Here is a 15,828-nt window from a genome sequence, read left to right on the forward strand (position 1 = left end):
ACGGGGTGGGTGCGGCGGGCCCGTCGGCCGCGGAGGGTTCGGCGGGCGTGGCGGTGGTGGTGGCGGTGGTGGCGGTGCTGGTCATGTCGGCTCCTCGTCGTTCTCGGCGTGCAGCGGATCAAGAGGTGCGTCGAGCAGGGCGGTCAGTTCGCGGGTGAACTCCCGTGCGCGGGGGCTGTCCTGGCCGCCGAGCGGCTCCAGCAGCTGGTCCAGGAGGCCCTGGACCACCGTGCGCGGGGCGGCTCGGGCATGACTTTCGACAGATCCGCCGCAGCAACGGCTTTCGTAGGGTCGTGGGCATGCGGATGAGTGGGGCGGCGCTGCCCGTGGTGGCGGCGGTGTGTATCGGGCTGGGTGTCACGAGCCTCTGGTGGGCGCTGCCCGCGATCGGGGTCTCCTTCCTGGCCGGGCTGCGGATGGAGCGGGTACGGCCGGCGGCGGTGGTGTTCGGCGTCCTGGTGGCGGCCGGGGTGCTGGTGGTCGGCTCGGTGCCCTCCTGGATCGTTCTGGGCCTGCGGTTCGTCGCGCTCGCCGTGAGCACCGGGATGGGCCCGTGGCTGCTGGGCCGGTTCTGGCGGCAGTCGCAGGAGCTCGTGCGGGCCGGGTGGGAGCGGGCCGAGCGGCTGGAGCGCGAGCGGCAACTTGTCGCGGAGCAGGCCCGGTTGCGCGAACGGGCCCGGATCGCCCAGGACATGCACGACGCCCTCGGGCACGACCTCAGTCTGATCGCCCTGCGCGCCGGGGCCCTCAAGCTCGCCCCCGGCCTGGCCCCGCCCCACCGGGAGGCCGTCCAGGAGATCCGGGCGGGTGCGGCCGCCGCCGTCGATCGGCTCGGCGAGGTGATCGGCATCCTGCGCGACGGCGACGAGGGGGAGGGCGGCACTCCCACGGCCCACGGGCCGGCCGACGCGGACATCCCGCAGCTCGTCGCCGAGGCGGCCGCCGCCGGACTGGACGTCCGCTCGGAGATCAGCGGGGAGCCGGACGGGCTCCCGCGCGCCACCGAGCACGCCGCGTACCGGGTGGTGCAGGAGGCCATGACCAATGCCGCCAAGCACGCACCGCGAGCGTCCGTCACCGTGGAGGTGGCGTACTCGGACGACGGCGTCCGCCTGCGGGTGGCCAACGGCCCCGCGCCCGCGACTGTGCCCGCACCCGCGACTGTGCCCGTACCCGCGCCCGCCGCCCTCGGTGCGGCGTCGCCGGCACCCGCGTCAACCGCGCGCGGCGCAACGCCCACCGGAGCGTCCACCGGCACCCCCACCGCAGCTTCCGCCGCCGTGCCCGCCGCGCCGCCCACCGGCGGTCGCGGCCTGGTCGGGCTGGCTGAGCGGGTCCGGCTCGCGGGCGGCACCCTTGCCCACGGGGCCCGCGCGGACGGCGGGTTCGAGGTCGTGGCCGACCTGCCGCGCCGTGCCGCCGGGCCCGTCCCGCCGCTGCCCCCCGCTCCGCCGTCGCCGGTCCGCGAACTGCGGCAGGCGCGGCGCAGGGTGGGCCGGACGCTGGCCGCCGTGGTGCTCGTCCCGCTGACGACGGCCGTGCTGCTCACCGTGGCGCTGCGAGTATGGACGCTCTACGTGGTCAGCCTGTCGGTGCTGGACCCGGGGGTCTTCGCCTCCCTCCAGGTGGGGCAGGAGCAGGCCTCGGTCGAGCGGCTGCTGCCGGGCCACCGGCTGCCGTACCGCCCGCCGAGCGGGCCGTCGACGCCGGCACCGCCGGCGGGAGAGGGGGTCTCGTGCACGTACTACGCCATCACCGCCCAGCTGTTCGTGGACCGGGCCGGCGACGCCTACCGGCTCTGCTTCCGGGACTCCCGGCTGGTCTCGCGTGATGTGCTCGTCTCCTGACCTCCCGTACGACCTCCTTCCCCGCACCACCTCCGTACCGAGCGACCGACAGGAGCCGCCGATGACCACCGCACCGATCCGGGTGCTGCTCGCCGACGACGAGCCCATGATCCGCGCGGGACTGCGCGCCGTGCTCACCACCGACCCGGGCATCGAGATCGTCGCCGAGACCGGGGACGGCCGGGAGGTCGTCGAACTGGTCCGGCGCCACCGGCCCGACGTCGCCGTGCTGGACATCCGGATGCCCGGGACGGACGGCATCACGGCGGCTGCCGAGATCCGTCGGAACGGCCTGGCCACCGGAGTACTCATGCTGACCACCTTCGGTGAGGACGACTACATCCTGCGCGCGCTCAGCGGCGGTGCGAACGGTTTCCTGATCAAGTCCGGCGAGCCCGAGGAACTGCTCGCCGGGGTGCGCGCGGTGGCGGCAGGGGCGGCCTACCTCTCACCCAAGGTGGCCGCCCGGGTGGTCGCCCACCTGGCCGCCACCGGGGCCGGCCGCCCCGCCGACCGGCGTGCCGGCGCCCGGGAACAGGTGGCCGCCCTGACCAGCCGGGAACGGGACGTGCTGACGCTGATCGCCGCCGGGCTGTCCAACGGTCAGATCGCCCGTCGGCTGGGGGTGGTGGAAGGAACCGTGAAGGCCCATGTGAGCTCCATCCTGGCGAGGCTGGGTGTGGCCAACCGGGCGGCCGCCGCCGTCCTCGCCCACGAGGCCGGGCTGACCCTCGGCGCGACCTGCGCGGGCGGCCCGCGGGACTGAGCCCGCCGCGCCCGGTGCCGTGCCCCGGTCCGGTGCCGTGCCCCGGCCCGGTGCCGTGCCCCGGTCCGGTGTCGACGGTGCCGACAACAGCCGCCCGAGGACCGGCACCCCGGTCAGGGCCGTCACGGCGGTGGTGGCCGCCGGCCGCAGGGTGAGGACCGCGGCCGCCGTGACCGTGGCGCCGAGCGCGGCACCGGCGAGCACGTCGTGGGGGTAGTGCACCCCGGCCGCCACCCGCAGTGCGGTCGTGGCACCGCCGACGGGTATGACCAGCAGTGCCCAGCGCGGACGCAGCAGCACCAGCCCCGTCGCCAGCGCGACCGCCAGGGTGGCGTGGTTGCTGGGGAACGACCAGTCCCCCGGTGGCGGACACTCGGCGACCGCCGTGCCCGGCAACCCGGCCAGCGCCCGGCAGGGCCGCTCCTCGTCGAGGAGTACCTTCAGCGCCTCGCTCGCCCCGTAGGCCAGCACCGTGCCGAGCCCGGCCAGCGCCACCCCCGCGACCACCCCGGCGGCCCGCCGGGCCCGGGCCGTCCACCAGCAGAACGCCAGCAGCAGCCCCAGCACCAGCAGCCCGACCTCGGTGGCCGGCCCCGACAGCGAGGCCACCGCATGCGGGGCATCGTTGACGGCCTCCACCGTCCGCCGGTAGCCGTCGGCCGACCACCCGGCCGACACCCGAGCCGGCCCCGCCCCGCCGCCCCGCTCCGGCGCCAGCCATGCCACCGCCCCGGCCCCCGCGCCGAGCATGGCCGCGGCGAGGACGGGCCTGGGCCTGGCCGCGCCCCTTGTCGCGCCGGCCTTCCTCGCATTCCTGTCCGTGTACGTCATGGTCCGGACGGTAGAAGCCGAAGAGCCCTTTCCACCCGACCCGAAAGTCAAGCGGCGCCCCTGACGATGGTCAGGGTTGACAGCACGTCACACGCGCCGGCCACGTAGTCTGCGCCCATGCCGAATCCGTCCCCGCCGGCCGTCCCCACCCGCTTCGGGGGTGCCCCCGACCGCGTCGCGCTCGTCCTCCCCGGTGTCGGGTACACACCCGCCAGACCCCTCCTCCACTTCGCCCGCGCGGTGCTCCTCCGGCACGGTTGGACCGTCCAGGAACTGTGGTGGCAACTTCCCGACAGGTTCAGCGAGTTCGAGCCCAAGGAGCGGATCGCCTGGGTCGAGCGGCAGGCCGCCCGGGCCGTCGACGCCGAGCACGGCGCCTGCCGCCTGGTCGTCGGCAAGTCCCTCGGCTCCTTCGCCGCTTCCGTCGCCGCCGACCGGGACCTCCCGGCGGCCTGGCTGACCCCGGTCCTGACCGTCGACCACGTGGTCCGTGCTCTCCACCGCACCGGGGCGCCGACCCTGCTCGTCGGCGGCGCCGCCGACAGGCTGTGGAGCCGCCCGACCGCCGACGCGACCGGCCACGAGGTCCTCGAACTGCCCGCCGCCGACCACGGCCTCGAACTGCCCGACGACCCCGTGGGTTCGATCGACGCCCTGCGGCAGGTCACCTCCCGGCTGGACCGCTTCGTCGCGGCCCTGGACGCGGGACGGTAGCCCGCCTTCGGAGCGGTCGGTCCCGACACGTCCGGGAGGCCCGACGCGGTCGGTGCTCCCGGACGCCCGCTCATCGGGAGGCGGTTGGCCGACCCGGCATTGAGCCGAGGCGACGGCGTCGAGGCGACCGAACTGCCGGTCGGGGGTCCGGCAGGCGGCCCCGGGCACGGCATCGGAGCGCCGGACGCGGAGCAGCCGGTCGAGCAGGTCGGCCGGCGTGTCCGGCACGTCCCGTGGTGCGCCGACCCGGATCAGTGCGGGTGGTGCCTCGACCTGGCCGGCGCGCCGGTCGCACGGCTCGCGGAGCCGTGCGAGGAGAGGAATGCGCGCGGAGCGGTGGATTCGTTCTCAGGGATCAGGAGCGTGAGGAGCGCGCAGGAGTCGAGGTGGATCAACGGTCCTCCTCCCGCATGGTGAGCAGGGCGTCGGCGAACGGGGACTCCGGCTGTCGCGGGCCCCACGGCACGGCGGGCGTGCGGCGCGGCCACGAGGGTGGCGGCCGCGCGGACGGCCAGCAGCGCGAGGGCGGACCAGGGCAGGGCGGTCGGGCGGACGTGGTCGAGGAGGAGGCCGCCGGCCAGGCCGCCGGTGGCGATGCCGACGTGCCAGCAGGTGACGAGCAGCGACTGGGCGATGCCCCCGGCCGGGCCGGCCCCGGGAGCGCCGACGGCCCCGCGGCCGGTGGTACCGATCGCGGGGCCGTTTCGCCGTCGCCGTCGCCGTCGCCGGGGCCAGGGTGGCCCCGCAGGCCGGGGTTCAGCCAATGGAGCGGGGGAGACGGGTGGTCAGGTAGAGGATGGTGAAGGAGCCGAGGAGCTGGATGCCCAGGCACAGGGCGAGGGCGCGGTCCATGCCGAGGACGGGGGAGAGGGAGAGGTAGAGGGTGCCGAGGGTGGCGACGCCGAGGGCGAGGCTGGACTGCTGCCCGGTGGCGAGGACGCCGCTGCCGACGCCGGCCCGGGCGGCGGGCACCGTGGAGAGGACGACCCGGAACAGCGGGGTGCCGATCAGGCCCTGCCCGATGCCGGCGAGGGCGACGCCCGGGGCCATCCGCAGCGGGGAGAAGTGCGACCAGTCGGCCAGGACGGTCAGGGCGAGGGTGGCGAGGCCGGTGGCCTGGACGACGGCACCGGCGCTGAGCACCCGGCTGCCCCAGCGGCCGATCAGCCGCGGGCCGGCCAGCGAGGCGCAGAAGTAGCCGACGGCCATCGGGACGAGCGCCCAGCCGGCCGCGACCGGGCCGAGCCCGAGGCCCTGTTGGAGGGCGACCGCGATGACGAACATGAAGCCGCCGAAGCCCGCGAAGTAGGGGAGCGCGATGCCGAGGCCGCGTCGCATCTCCGGGATGCGCAGCAGGGACGGCGGCACCAGCGGGGTGTCCCCGCGCCGCTCGGCGCGGCGTTCGACGGTACCGAAAGCGACGGCGAGGACGGGGAACAGGGCCAGCAGCACCCAGGACCAGAGCGGCCAGCCGGCGGCACGGCCCTCCATCAGCGGGATGAGCAGGGAGAGCAGCGTGGCGGTGAGCAGGACGGTGCCGGGGACGTCGACCCGGGCGGCCGTGGCGGCCCTGTTCTCCGGGACGTAGCGGACCGCGAGCACCACGGCGAGCAGCGCGAACGGCACGTTCAGCAGGAACACCGAGCGCCAGCCGGTGCCGAACAGGTCGGCGGCGACCAGCATGCCGCCGAGCACCTGCCCGATCACCACCGAGATCCCACCGACCGCGCCGTAGACGCTGAGCGCGCGGCCGCGCCGGGCGCCCTCGGTGGCGGCGGTGATGGTGCCGAGCACCTGCGGGATCAGCAGTGCGGCCGAGGCGCCCTGGGCGGCCCGGGCGGCGACCAGGGACCACGCGCCGGGGGCGAGGCCGCAGGCCAGTGAGGTGAGGGCGAAGGCGACGGCGCCGACGACGAAGAGTCGGCGGCGCCCGTAGTTGTCGCCGAGGCGTCCGCCGAGGACGAGCAGCACGGCGAAGGCGATGCCGTAGCCGGCGGCGACCAGTTCGAGGACGGCGGGCCCGGCGGCCAGGTCGTGGTCGATGGTGGGCAGGGCGACGTTGACGATGAAGAAGTCGAGCATCGGCAGGAAGGCGCCGAGCAGGACGGTGACCAGCCCGGCGGTGCCGAGGGTGGCGGCGGGGCCGGTGGGAGTGGTGGCGGGGCCGTCCGGTCCTGGGGCGGAGGTACGGGCGGCCGCGGTGCCGGGGGTGGTGGCGGGGGTGGCGGTGCGGCTCGATGCGGGGGCGGCGGCGAGTTGTCGGGTCACGGGTCCTACGATCCGCCGGGTCGTACCCTGGTACCAGAGTGTGGTTATCCGGGTATAAGAAGTACCTGGCAACAGGCTGACGGCTGTCGCATGCTGGGGAGCATGAGCCTCGCCACACCTCCCGCGCAAGCCCGCACCGGTTCGGCCGGTCCGCGCCCGGCCACTCCCGACGAAGCCCGCCGGCACGAGCTGGCCGCGTTCCTGCGCAGCCGCCGCGAGCGCCTGACGCCCGAGCAGGTGGGCCTGCCGATGACCGGGCGCCGCCGGACGCCGGGGCTGCGCCGGGAGGAGGTCGCGCAGCTCGCCGCGGTCGGGGTGACCTGGTACACGTGGTTGGAGCAGGGGCGGGACATCCAGGTGTCCACCCAGGTGCTGGACTCGGTGGCCCGGGCGCTGCTGCTGGACCCGAGCGAGCGGGCCCACCTGTTCACCCTGGCCGGCACGGACGACCCGGTGCCGGTGAGGGAGTGCCCCTCGGTGACCCCGAGCGTGCGGCTGCTGCTGGAGCGGCTGGCGCCGTACCCGGCGGTGGTGCTCAACTCCCGCTACGACGTGCTGGCGCACAACGCCCAGTACACCGCGATCGTCGGTGACCTCGACCGGCTGGCCCCGGAGGACCGGAACCTGATGTGGATGGCGTTCACGCCCTCGCAGTTCCGCGACGTGCTGATCGACTACCGCACCGAGCGCCTCGGCATGGTGGCCCGGTTCCGCTCGGCGATGGCCGACCACAGCTCGGAGCCGGCCTGGAAGGCGCTGGTGGCCCGGGTGCTCAAGGCCTCGCCGGACTTCGCGGAGCTCTGGCAGCGGCACGACGTGATGCGGCCGGGCAACGGGATCAAGCGGTTCCAGGTGCCGGGGGTCGGGCTGTTGCGCTGCGAGTACACCAACTTCTGGCTCAGTCCGCAGCTGGGGACACGGATGATCACGTACACCCCGCTGGACGACGGGACCCGCGCGCTGATGGACGAGCTGCCGACGCCCTAGGCGGTCCGCAGTGCCGCGTCCCGGCCGAGCCACAGGCACACCACGGCGAGCGGCAGTTCGATGCAGGTGGCCATGACCAGCGCGGCGAGCATCGGGAGGCCCGGCCCGGCGCAGGCGATGTCGGCCAGGGCGTCCCCGGCGAGCAGCAGGGCCACCGCCGCGCCGGCCCAGAGCGCGGCGGGGCTGCGCCGGCGCAGCAGCGCGTCCAGCGAGAGCAGGGCGGCGAACTCGGTGAGGTCGAGCACGACCCAGGGGGTCTCGTGGCAGACGGCGAGGACCGCCAGCCAGGGCAGCAGCGCGACCGCGGCCATGACCGGGAGCCGGCCGAGGCGCGCGGGCGGGGCGTACGAGGAGGTGGGGCGGACGGAGAGGACGGCGGTACTCATGCGATGCCCCGCACCCGCTCCAGCGGCAGCCGCTCGGCCGTCCCGCCCGCCGAGTGTTCGACCCGCACCGCGTCGAACGGGCCCTCGGCCCAGGCGATCCAGAACCGGTCGGCCACCACGGCCACCACGGCCACCTCGGCCGTCGACCGCGCCCGGCGGAACGGCCGCCGCCCGGTGAACACCACCGCGGGTGCGACGCCGTCGGCCGCCAGCCGGCCCCAGGCCAGCACGTACCGGTTCCGCCCGGTGGACGGGCAGTGCCGGGCCCCGCGCAGCAGGTGCGGGGTGAGCCGGGCGGCGACCAGGACGTCGGTCAACTCCCCGTACTGGTACAGCTCCAGCGCGGCCCGGCCGCGGCCGGACCCGGCGCTGCGGACCGACCAGGGCCCGGCCCCGGCCGGCAGCGCCCCCTCCGGGGCTGCGGAGGCACCTCCGGGACCGGGCCGCCCGTTCGGCGCAGTGGCGGAGTGCGATGCGGTGCTCGTCATGCCCTCAAGCCTTCCGCCGGGACCCCGGTCCTGTCGGTGGTGCTCCACACCGAATCGGGGGTGTATCCAGCTACACCCCCCACCCGGCACCCCCCTTCATGGCGGCCCGTGATCATCGGGCCCTACGCTGTTCGGCATGTCCTCCACCACGTTGCGCCGAGCGCTCGTCAGGAGCCTCCGGCGCCCACCGTGGTCGCCCGAGGTCTGGCGGGACGTCCGCTTCACCGCCGCCGGAATACCCATGGCGCTGCCGGTCTGGCTGGCCGTCACCGAGTCGACGCTGCTCTTCCCGGTGCTCGCCGCCGTCCTGCTCTGCGCCCGCCCGCTGACCGCCCTCCAACGCGGCCGGCTGCGCGCCCTGCACGGGGTGGAGGTGCCGCCGCTGCGCCCGCCGACGGGGCGTCAGGCCTGGCTGCTGGGGATGACCTGGCGCCAGGCCCTCCACCACCTGGTGGCCGGTCCGCTGCTGGCGGCGGGCGCGTTGGCGGTGCTGTACGCCTGGGCGGCCGCCGTGGTGCTGGCCACCGTGTACGGCTGGATGTGGCTGCTGCCCGCCGGCACGGCGGTGCGCTCCGGCCTGGCCGGGGAGGACGTCCTGGTCACCCTCGGTGGGTTGCTGCTGCTGGCGGTCCTCCCGCCGGCGGGCACCCAGCTGGCCCGGCTGGAGGTGTGGGTGGCCCGGCGGCTGCTCGGCCCGGACCGGGCGGAGGCGCTGGAGCGGCGGGTCGAGGAGATCGCCGAGAGCCGGGCCGGGCTGGTCGACGCGGTGGACGCCGAGCGCCGCCGCATCGAGCGGGACCTGCACGACGGCGCCCAGCAGCGGCTCACCTCCCTCGCGATGAACCTGGGCCTGGCCCGGCGCACCCTCAAGGACGTGCCGCCCGAGGTGATGCAGGTGATCGTCGACGCGCACGAGGAGGCCCAGGCGGCCATCGACGAGCTGCGCGACCTGGTCCGCGGCCTGCACCCGGCCGTCCTGGAGGACCGCGGCCTGGACGCGGCGCTGTCCGGCATCGCCGCCCGCGCCCCGCTGCCGGTGCGCCTGGACGTGGCACTCTCCGAGCAGGTCGCCCCGACCGTGGAGGCGGTCGCCTACTTCACCGTCTCCGAGGCGCTCACCAACGTGGCCAAGCACGCCAGGGCCCACCGGGTCGACCTCTCGGTGCGGACGGCCGGCGGCCGGCTGCGGCTGGTCATCAGCGACGACGGCGTCGGCGGCGCGGACCCCTCGCGCGGCACCGGGCTCACCGGGCTGCGCAAGCGCGCCGCCTCGGTCGACGGCACGCTGTCCGTTCTCAGCCCCCTCGGGGGCCCCACCACCATCACCGTGGAGTTGCCGTGCGTGCTGTGATCGCCGAGGACTCGGTCCTGCTGAGGGTCGGCCTGGTCAAGGTCCTGGAGGCGGTGGGCTTCGAGGTCGTGGCCGCCGTCGGGGACGCCACCGAACTGCTGGCCGCCGTCGAGGAGCACCGCCCGAAGGTGGTGGTGGCCGACGTCCGGATGCCCCCGGGCTTCAGCGACGAGGGGGTGAAGGCGGCGATGGTGATCCGCCGGCAGTGGCCGGACACCGCCGTCCTGCTGCTCTCCCAGTTCGTGGAGGAGCGCTACGCCGCGGACCTGCTGGCGACCAACACCAGCGGCGTCGGCTACCTGCTCAAGCAGCGGGTGGCCAATGTCGACGACTTCGTGGACGCGCTCCAGCGGGTCGCCGAGGGCGGCACCGCGCTGGACCCGGAGGTGGTCGCCCAGCTGCTGGTGCGCCGCCACCGGGACCCGCTGGAGAAGCTGACCCCGCGCGAGCGCGACGTGCTCGCCCTGATGGCGGAGGGCCGTTCCAACGCCGCGATCGCGGGCTCGCTGGTGGTCAGCGACAGTGCGGTGGCCAAGCACATCAACTCGATCTTCACCAAGCTCGACCTGCCGCCGGTCGCGGACAGCCACCGCCGGGTGATGGCGGTGCTGCGCTTCCTGGAGGTCGGGTAGCGGTGAAGGGGACGAAAGGTTGGCGGGTCACCGGGACGGTCGTGATCGTGCTGGTCATGCTGGGGGCCGGACTGCAGACCTGGTCGATGGCGGTACAGCAGCGGACCAGCACCAGCCGACCGTACGACGTGGCGATCCACCGGCTCCAGTTGGAGACCGGCAACGCCTCGGTCAGGGTGCGGGCCGGCCGGGAGGGCCACGTGGTGGTCCGGCAGAGCCTGGACTGGCTGGTGCGCAAACCGGTGGTGTCCACCGTCTTCGACGGCGACGTGCTGACGGTCGGGATGCACTGTCGGCTGGTCCTGCCGTTCGTGGACGTCGGCTGCGGCGCCGAGATCGAACTGGAGGTGCCGGCGGCGACCGAGGTGTCCGGCTCGGTGGGCTCCGGCTCCGTCCAGGTGGAGGGGCTGAGCGGGGACGTGCGGATGGAGCTGACCTCCGGCCAGCTGGTGCTGTTCGACACCTCCGGGAACGTGTCCGCGCACGCCACCTCCGGTCAGGTGCGGGGCACCAACCTGAGCACCCGGCGGGTGACGGCGCGGGTCGGCTCGGGTTCGGTGCAGCTGGGCTTCGCGAAGGCCCCGCGCGAGGTGGACGCCACGGCCACCTCCGGCTCGGTGGAGCTGGCCCTGCCGAGGGGCAGCCGGTACGCGGTCTCCAGTGAGATCGGCAGCGGCAACGGCCGGATCGACACGGGGCTGGTGGACTCGTCGAGTCCGAACCGGCTGCACGCCGCGGTCACCTCCGGGTCGATCACCGTCGTCCCGGCGAGCTCGGAGCCGCCGGAGCCCGCGGAACCGGCGGACCCGGCGGACCCGGCGGAGCCCGCGCAGTCCGCGGCGCCGTCGGTGCCGCCGTCGGCTCCGTAGCGGGAGCGCCTCGGAGCGGGTGGCGGCCGCTCACCCGGGCGGCGGACGGGTGGGGGACAATGGAGAGTCCCGTCCCCATCACCCGAGGTCAGCCGCGCATGACAGCCACGCCCGCACCCACCGCGTCCGACACCGAGTTCGCGCCGCTCGACATCGGCCCGATCCGGGTGTGGCCGCCCGTCGTGCTGGCGCCGATGGCCGGCATCACCAACGCGCCGTTCCGCACCCTGTGCCGTGAGCAGAGCGGCGGCCGGGGCCTGTACGTCTCGGAGATGATCACCACCCGGGCGCTGGTCGAGCGCAACGCCAAGACCATGCAGCTGATCACGTTCGACCCGAGCGAGAAGCCGCGCTCCATCCAGCTGTACGGGGTGGACCCGGTGACCGTGGGCAAGGCCGCCCGGATGATCTCCGACGAGGGCCTGGCCGACCACATCGACCTCAACTTCGGCTGCCCCGTCCCCAAGGTCACCCGCAAGGGCGGCGGCTCGGCGCTGCCGTACAAGCGCAACCTGCTGCGCGAGATCCTGCGCGAGGCCGTCGCCAACGCCGGCGACCTGCCGGTGACCATGAAGATGCGCAAGGGCATCGACGACGACCACCTCACCTACCTGGACGCCGGCCGGATCGGCGCGGAGGAGGGCGTGGCGGCGATCGCCCTGCACGGGCGCACCGCCGCCCAGCACTACGGCGGGACGGCCGACTGGTCGGCGATCGCCCGGCTGCGCGAGTCCGTCCCGGCGCACATCCCGGTGCTGGGCAACGGCGACATCTGGTCGGCCGACGACGCGCTGCGGATGATGCGCGAGACCGGCTGCGACGGCGTGGTGGTGGGCCGCGGCTGCCTGGGCCGGCCGTGGCTGTTCAGGGACCTGGTCGCGATCTTCGAGGGCGACGTGGACTACGCCCGCCCCGACTTCGGCTACGTGGCCGCGGCGATGGTGCGGCACGCGCAACTGCTCGGCGAGTGGCTGGGCGACGAGGCGCGCGGCGTGATCGACTTCCGCAAGCACGTCGCCTGGTACACCAAGGGCTTCTCGGTCGGCTCGGAGCTGCGGGTGAAGCTGGCCGGCTCCTCCTCGTTGGCCGAACTGGCCGAAACCCTCTCCCAGGTGGAGCAGTCCCAGGGCTGGCCGGACGGTGCGGACGGCCCGCGCGGACGGACCAGCGGCAACAACCGGGTGGTCCTGCCGGAGGGCTGGTTGGACGATCCGTACGACTGCGCCCGACCGGGCGTGGACGCCGAATCGGACACCTCTGGCGGATGATCTGTACGGACCGGCAAAAATGGCCCCGTGGGGCCGACTGCCACTAGGTCGCAGCCCTCTTGTCCATCCTGGACAAGAGGGCTCCTTTTCGTCGGCCGAATGTCACGGAGAGAGCACATTTCTGGACGGTGTGCGACGATCGGCGGAGTCGCTCTACGTTCGACCCGTGAGATGCGCTGGTGACGCTTGCCACACGCGGTGGGGGCTGACGGCCGGTCAGTGGACGAAATGGACAGGTCGGCTGTGAATCGCTTCCCGAAGTCGGTCGGCCGGTGATCGGGCGATTCGGGTGCAGGAAATCAAGCCGGGGCAACGCCATCGACCCGCGGTCGCTACCGTGCGTCCGGATCGTACGATCTTCGGGTTTGCTTGTGTTCAAGAGTTGAACGCTTGCTCGCGTCAGGCGGACGATTTCACCAACAGAGGTGAACGCCTTTATGTGCTTTCGATCTAGCGGGTTACCGCTGGGTACCAGCCTCGGGTGGCCTATTCAGGGCAGAGAAGTGCCTTCGAAATGGGTATGTTCTCCGGCGTCAGGGCAACCGCGTACGAGGAGACCGACCCGTGCCGTCCCAGCAGAAGTTTGTTTACTCCTTCACCGAAGGAAACAAGGACCTCAAGGACCTTCTCGGCGGCAAGGGCGCGAACCTGGCCGAGATGACCAACCTGGGCCTCCCCGTCCCTCCGGGGTTCACCATCACCACCGAGGCCTGCAAGGTCTTCCTGGAGACCGGCAGCGAGCCGTCCTCCCTGCACGAGGAGATCAGCGCCCACCTGGACGCCCTCGAAGAGCGGATGGGCAAGAAGCTCGGCCAGGCCGACAACCCCCTCCTGGTCTCGGTGCGCTCCGGCGCGAAGTTCTCCATGCCCGGCATGATGGACACCGTCCTCAACATCGGCCTCTCCGACGTCTCGGTGGCCGGCCTCGTCGCCCAGTCCGGCAACGAGCGCTTCGCCTGGGACTCCTACCGCCGCCTGGTCCAGATGTTCGGCAAGACCGTGCTGGGCGTCGACGGCGAGCTGTTCGAGGAGGCCCTGGACGAGGCCAAGCACGCCAAGGGCACCGTCAACGACCTGGACCTGGACGCCGCCGACCTCCGGGGCCTGGTCGAGGTGTTCAAGGGCATCGTCGAGCGCGAGACCGGCCGGGCCTTCCCGCAGGACCCGCGCGAGCAGATGGACCTCGCGATCCACGCCGTCTTCCACTCCTGGAACGGCGACCGCGCCCGGCTGTACCGCCGCCAGGAGCGCATCCCGAACGACCTGGGCACCGCGGTCAACGTCTGCAGCATGGTCTTCGGCAACCTCGGCGAGGACTCCGGCACCGGCGTCGCCTTCACCCGCGACCCCTCCACCGGTACCCAGGGCGTCTACGGCGACTACCTGTCCAACGCCCAGGGCGAGGACGTCGTCGCCGGCATCCGCAACACCCTGCCGCTTTCCGAGCTGGAGAAGCTCGACAAGAAGTCGTACGACGAGCTGATGGCGATCATGCAGAAGCTCGAGAACCACTACCGCGACCTCTGTGACATCGAGTTCACCATCGAGCGCGGCAAGCTCTGGATGCTGCAGACCCGCGTGGGCAAGCGCACCGCCGCGGCCGCCTTCCGGATCGCCGTCCAGCTGGTCGACCAGGGTCTGATCGACCTGGACGAGGCCCTGATGCGGGTCACCGGCGGCCAGCTCTCGCAGCTGATGTTCCCCCGCTTCGCCCCCGACTCCGAGTCGCAGCAGATCGCCAGGGGCCTGGCCGCCTCGCCCGGCGCCGCGATCGGCAAGGTCGTCTTCGACTCGTACACCGCCGTCAAGTGGTCCCGCTCCGGCGAGAAGGTCATCCTGGTCCGCCGCGAGACCAACCCGGACGACCTGGACGGCATGATCGCCGCCGAGGGCATCCTCACCTCGCGCGGCGGCAAGACCTCGCACGCCGCCGTCGTCGCCCGCGGCATGGGCAAGACCTGTGTCTGCGGCGCCGAGGAGCTGGAGGTCGACACCAAGCGCCGCCGGATGACCACCGCCGACGGCCTGGTGCTGGAGGAGGGCGACGTCGTCTCGATCGACGGCGCGACCGGCAAGGTCTACCTCGGCGAGGTACCCGTGCTCCCCTCCGCGGTGGTGGAGTACTTCGAGGGCACCCTGCACGCCGGCGCCGACGTCCAGGGCGGTCTGGTCCAGGCCGTGCACCGGCTGATGTCCCACGCCGACGGCCGCCGCCGCCTCGCGGTGCGCGCCAACGCCGACAACGCCGAGGACGGCTCGCGCGCCCGCCGCTACGGCGCCCAGGGCATCGGCCTGTGCCGCACCGAGCACATGTTCCTCGGTGAGGAGCGCCGCAAGGAGGTCGAGCACCTGATCCTGGCGGACAACGACAAGGACCGCGAGGCCGCGCTCTCCACCCTGCTGCCGCTGCAGAAGGGCGACTTCCTGGAGCTCTTCCAGGCGATGGACGGCCTGCCCGTCACCGTCCGCCTGCTCGACCCGCCGCTGCACGAGTTCCTGCCGGACATCACCGAGCTGTCGGTGCGCGTCGCCCTCGCCGAGGCCCGCAAGGACCCGAACGAGAACGACCTGCGCCTGCTCCAGGCGGTGCACAAGCTGCACGAGCAGAACCCGATGCTCGGCCTGCGCGGTGTGCGCCTCGGCCTGGTCATCCCCGGCCTGTTCGGCATGCAGGTCCGGGCCATCGCCGAGGCCGCCGCCGAGCGCAAGCTGGCCGGGGCGGACCCGCGTCCCGAGGTGATGATCCCGCTGGTCGGCACCGTCCAGGAGCTGGAGCTGGTCCGCGACGAGTGCGAGCGGGTGCTCGCCGAGGTCGCCCGGTCCACCGGAGTCCAGCTGGACATCAAGCTCGGCACCATGATCGAGCTGCCGCGCGCCGCGGTGACCGCCGGGCAGATCGCCGAGGCCGCCGAGTTCTTCTCCTTCGGCACCAACGACCTGACCCAGACGGTCTGGGGCTTCTCCCGGGACGACGTGGAGGCCTCGTTCTTCACCGCCTACCTGGAGAAGGGCATCTTCGGGGTCTCCCCGTTCGAGACCATCGACCGCGACGGCGTCGGCTCGCTGGTCAAGCACGCCGTCGAGGCCGGCCGGGCCACCCGCCCCGACCTCAAGCTCGGCGTCTGCGGCGAGCACGGCGGCGACCCGGACTCGGTCCACTTCTTCCACGAGGTGGGGCTGGACTACGTCTCCTGCTCCCCCTTCCGGATCCCGGTGGCGCGCCTGGAGGCCGGCCGCGCCGCCATCGAGTCGGCGGGCAGCGACTCGCGCTGAGGAGGGTAGGCATCCCCTCCGCACGCGCGGGTACGACTGACCGCTCTCCCTCCCGTCGGGAGGGCGTACACCGGAGCTCGGCGCAGGAGAACCGGCGTACGTGACACGGCCGGGCGGGGGGGGGGAGCGGCGGCGCGTGCCGCGCCGG

General features: G+C 73.8%; 13 protein-coding genes and 2 pseudogenes. 10 read left to right on the top strand and 5 right to left on the bottom strand.

The annotated features are described in order from the left end of the window. Nucleotides 1-81: 81 nt before the first annotated feature. Nucleotides 82-228, bottom strand: a pseudogene (locus tag ACWGKU_RS11320) (MarR family transcriptional regulator); the annotation flags it as partial. 71 nt (nt 229-299) lie between these two features. On the opposite strand from ACWGKU_RS11320, the gene ACWGKU_RS11325 reads away from it, so the two are divergent. Both ACWGKU_RS11325 and ACWGKU_RS11330 read left to right on the top strand, forming a co-directional pair. Next, nucleotides 300-1,847, top strand: a complete 1,548-nt coding sequence (locus tag ACWGKU_RS11325) for a sensor histidine kinase (RefSeq protein WP_452178200.1) — start codon at nt 300-302, stop codon at nt 1,845-1,847. Between the two features lie 61 nt (nt 1,848-1,908). Next, nucleotides 1,909-2,613: a response regulator gene (locus ACWGKU_RS11330; RefSeq protein ID WP_401049223.1), complete on the top strand. Its 705-nt coding sequence runs from the start codon at nt 1,909-1,911 to the stop codon at nt 2,611-2,613. 213 nt (nt 2,614-2,826) lie between these two features. Here the strand turns inward: ACWGKU_RS11330 and ACWGKU_RS11335 are convergent. Next, nucleotides 2,827-3,120, bottom strand: a pseudogene (locus ACWGKU_RS11335) (phosphatase PAP2 family protein); the annotation flags it as partial. Between ACWGKU_RS11335 and ACWGKU_RS11340 the strand changes: the two are divergent. Both ACWGKU_RS11340 and ACWGKU_RS11345 read left to right on the top strand, forming a co-directional pair. Next, a complete protein-coding gene (locus ACWGKU_RS11340; protein WP_452178220.1) occupies nt 3,086-3,265 on the top strand; it encodes a hypothetical protein in 180 nt (59 codons plus the stop codon). The pseudogene ACWGKU_RS11335 and the gene ACWGKU_RS11340 sit on opposite strands and share 35 nt — an antisense overlap. 296 nt (nt 3,266-3,561) lie before the next feature. Continuing rightward, entirely contained in the window at nt 3,562-4,158 is a 597-nt protein-coding gene (locus ACWGKU_RS11345; protein ID WP_452178199.1) for an alpha/beta hydrolase, read from the top strand. A 756-nt stretch (nt 4,159-4,914) separates the two neighbouring features. Here ACWGKU_RS11345 and ACWGKU_RS11350 read toward each other — a convergent pair. Continuing rightward, nucleotides 4,915-6,426, bottom strand: coding sequence for an MFS transporter (locus tag ACWGKU_RS11350; protein WP_452178198.1), 1,512 nt, complete (start codon nt 6,424-6,426; stop codon nt 4,915-4,917). Between the two features lie 102 nt (nt 6,427-6,528). Here ACWGKU_RS11350 and ACWGKU_RS11355 point away from each other — a divergent pair, with 102 nt between their 5' ends. Continuing rightward, a complete protein-coding gene (locus ACWGKU_RS11355; protein ID WP_401050898.1) occupies nt 6,529-7,413 on the top strand; it encodes a helix-turn-helix transcriptional regulator in 885 nt (294 codons plus the stop codon). Here ACWGKU_RS11355 and ACWGKU_RS11360 read toward each other — a convergent pair. Continuing rightward, complete coding sequence (locus ACWGKU_RS11360; protein ID WP_401050900.1) at nt 7,410-7,799, bottom strand: hypothetical protein; 390 nt, start codon at nt 7,797-7,799, stop codon at nt 7,410-7,412. The two genes, ACWGKU_RS11355 and ACWGKU_RS11360, sit on opposite strands and share 4 nt — an antisense overlap. Continuing rightward, nucleotides 7,796-8,287 carry a hypothetical protein gene (locus ACWGKU_RS11365; RefSeq protein ID WP_452178197.1) on the bottom strand — a complete coding sequence of 164 codons (492 nt, stop codon included), beginning with the start codon at nt 8,285-8,287 and terminating at the stop codon, nt 7,796-7,798. Before ACWGKU_RS11365 ends, ACWGKU_RS11360 begins: the two co-directional genes overlap by 4 nt. 136 nt (nt 8,288-8,423) lie before the next feature. Here ACWGKU_RS11365 and ACWGKU_RS11370 point away from each other — a divergent pair, with 136 nt between their 5' ends. From ACWGKU_RS11370 to ppdK, 5 genes are all read left to right on the top strand, one after another. Then, a complete protein-coding gene (locus ACWGKU_RS11370; protein ID WP_401049665.1) occupies nt 8,424-9,638 on the top strand; it encodes a sensor histidine kinase in 1,215 nt (404 codons plus the stop codon). Continuing rightward, complete coding sequence (locus ACWGKU_RS11375; protein WP_359902950.1) at nt 9,626-10,270, top strand: response regulator transcription factor; 645 nt, start codon at nt 9,626-9,628, stop codon at nt 10,268-10,270. Before ACWGKU_RS11370 ends, ACWGKU_RS11375 begins: the two co-directional genes overlap by 13 nt. A gap of 2 nt (nt 10,271-10,272) precedes the next feature. After that, nucleotides 10,273-11,139, top strand: coding sequence for a DUF4097 family beta strand repeat-containing protein (locus ACWGKU_RS11380; protein ID WP_401049662.1), 867 nt, complete (start codon nt 10,273-10,275; stop codon nt 11,137-11,139). 98 nt (nt 11,140-11,237) lie between these two features. Then, entirely contained in the window at nt 11,238-12,407 is a 1,170-nt protein-coding gene (gene dusB / locus ACWGKU_RS11385; RefSeq protein WP_401049661.1) for a tRNA dihydrouridine synthase DusB, read from the top strand. A 564-nt stretch (nt 12,408-12,971) separates the two neighbouring features. Then, nucleotides 12,972-15,680 carry a pyruvate, phosphate dikinase gene (ppdK, locus tag ACWGKU_RS11390; RefSeq protein ID WP_401049659.1) on the top strand — a complete coding sequence of 903 codons (2,709 nt, stop codon included), beginning with the start codon at nt 12,972-12,974 and terminating at the stop codon, nt 15,678-15,680. Nucleotides 15,681-15,828 lie beyond the last annotated feature (148 nt).

It is taken from the genome of Kitasatospora sp. NPDC054768, assembly GCF_053612025.1.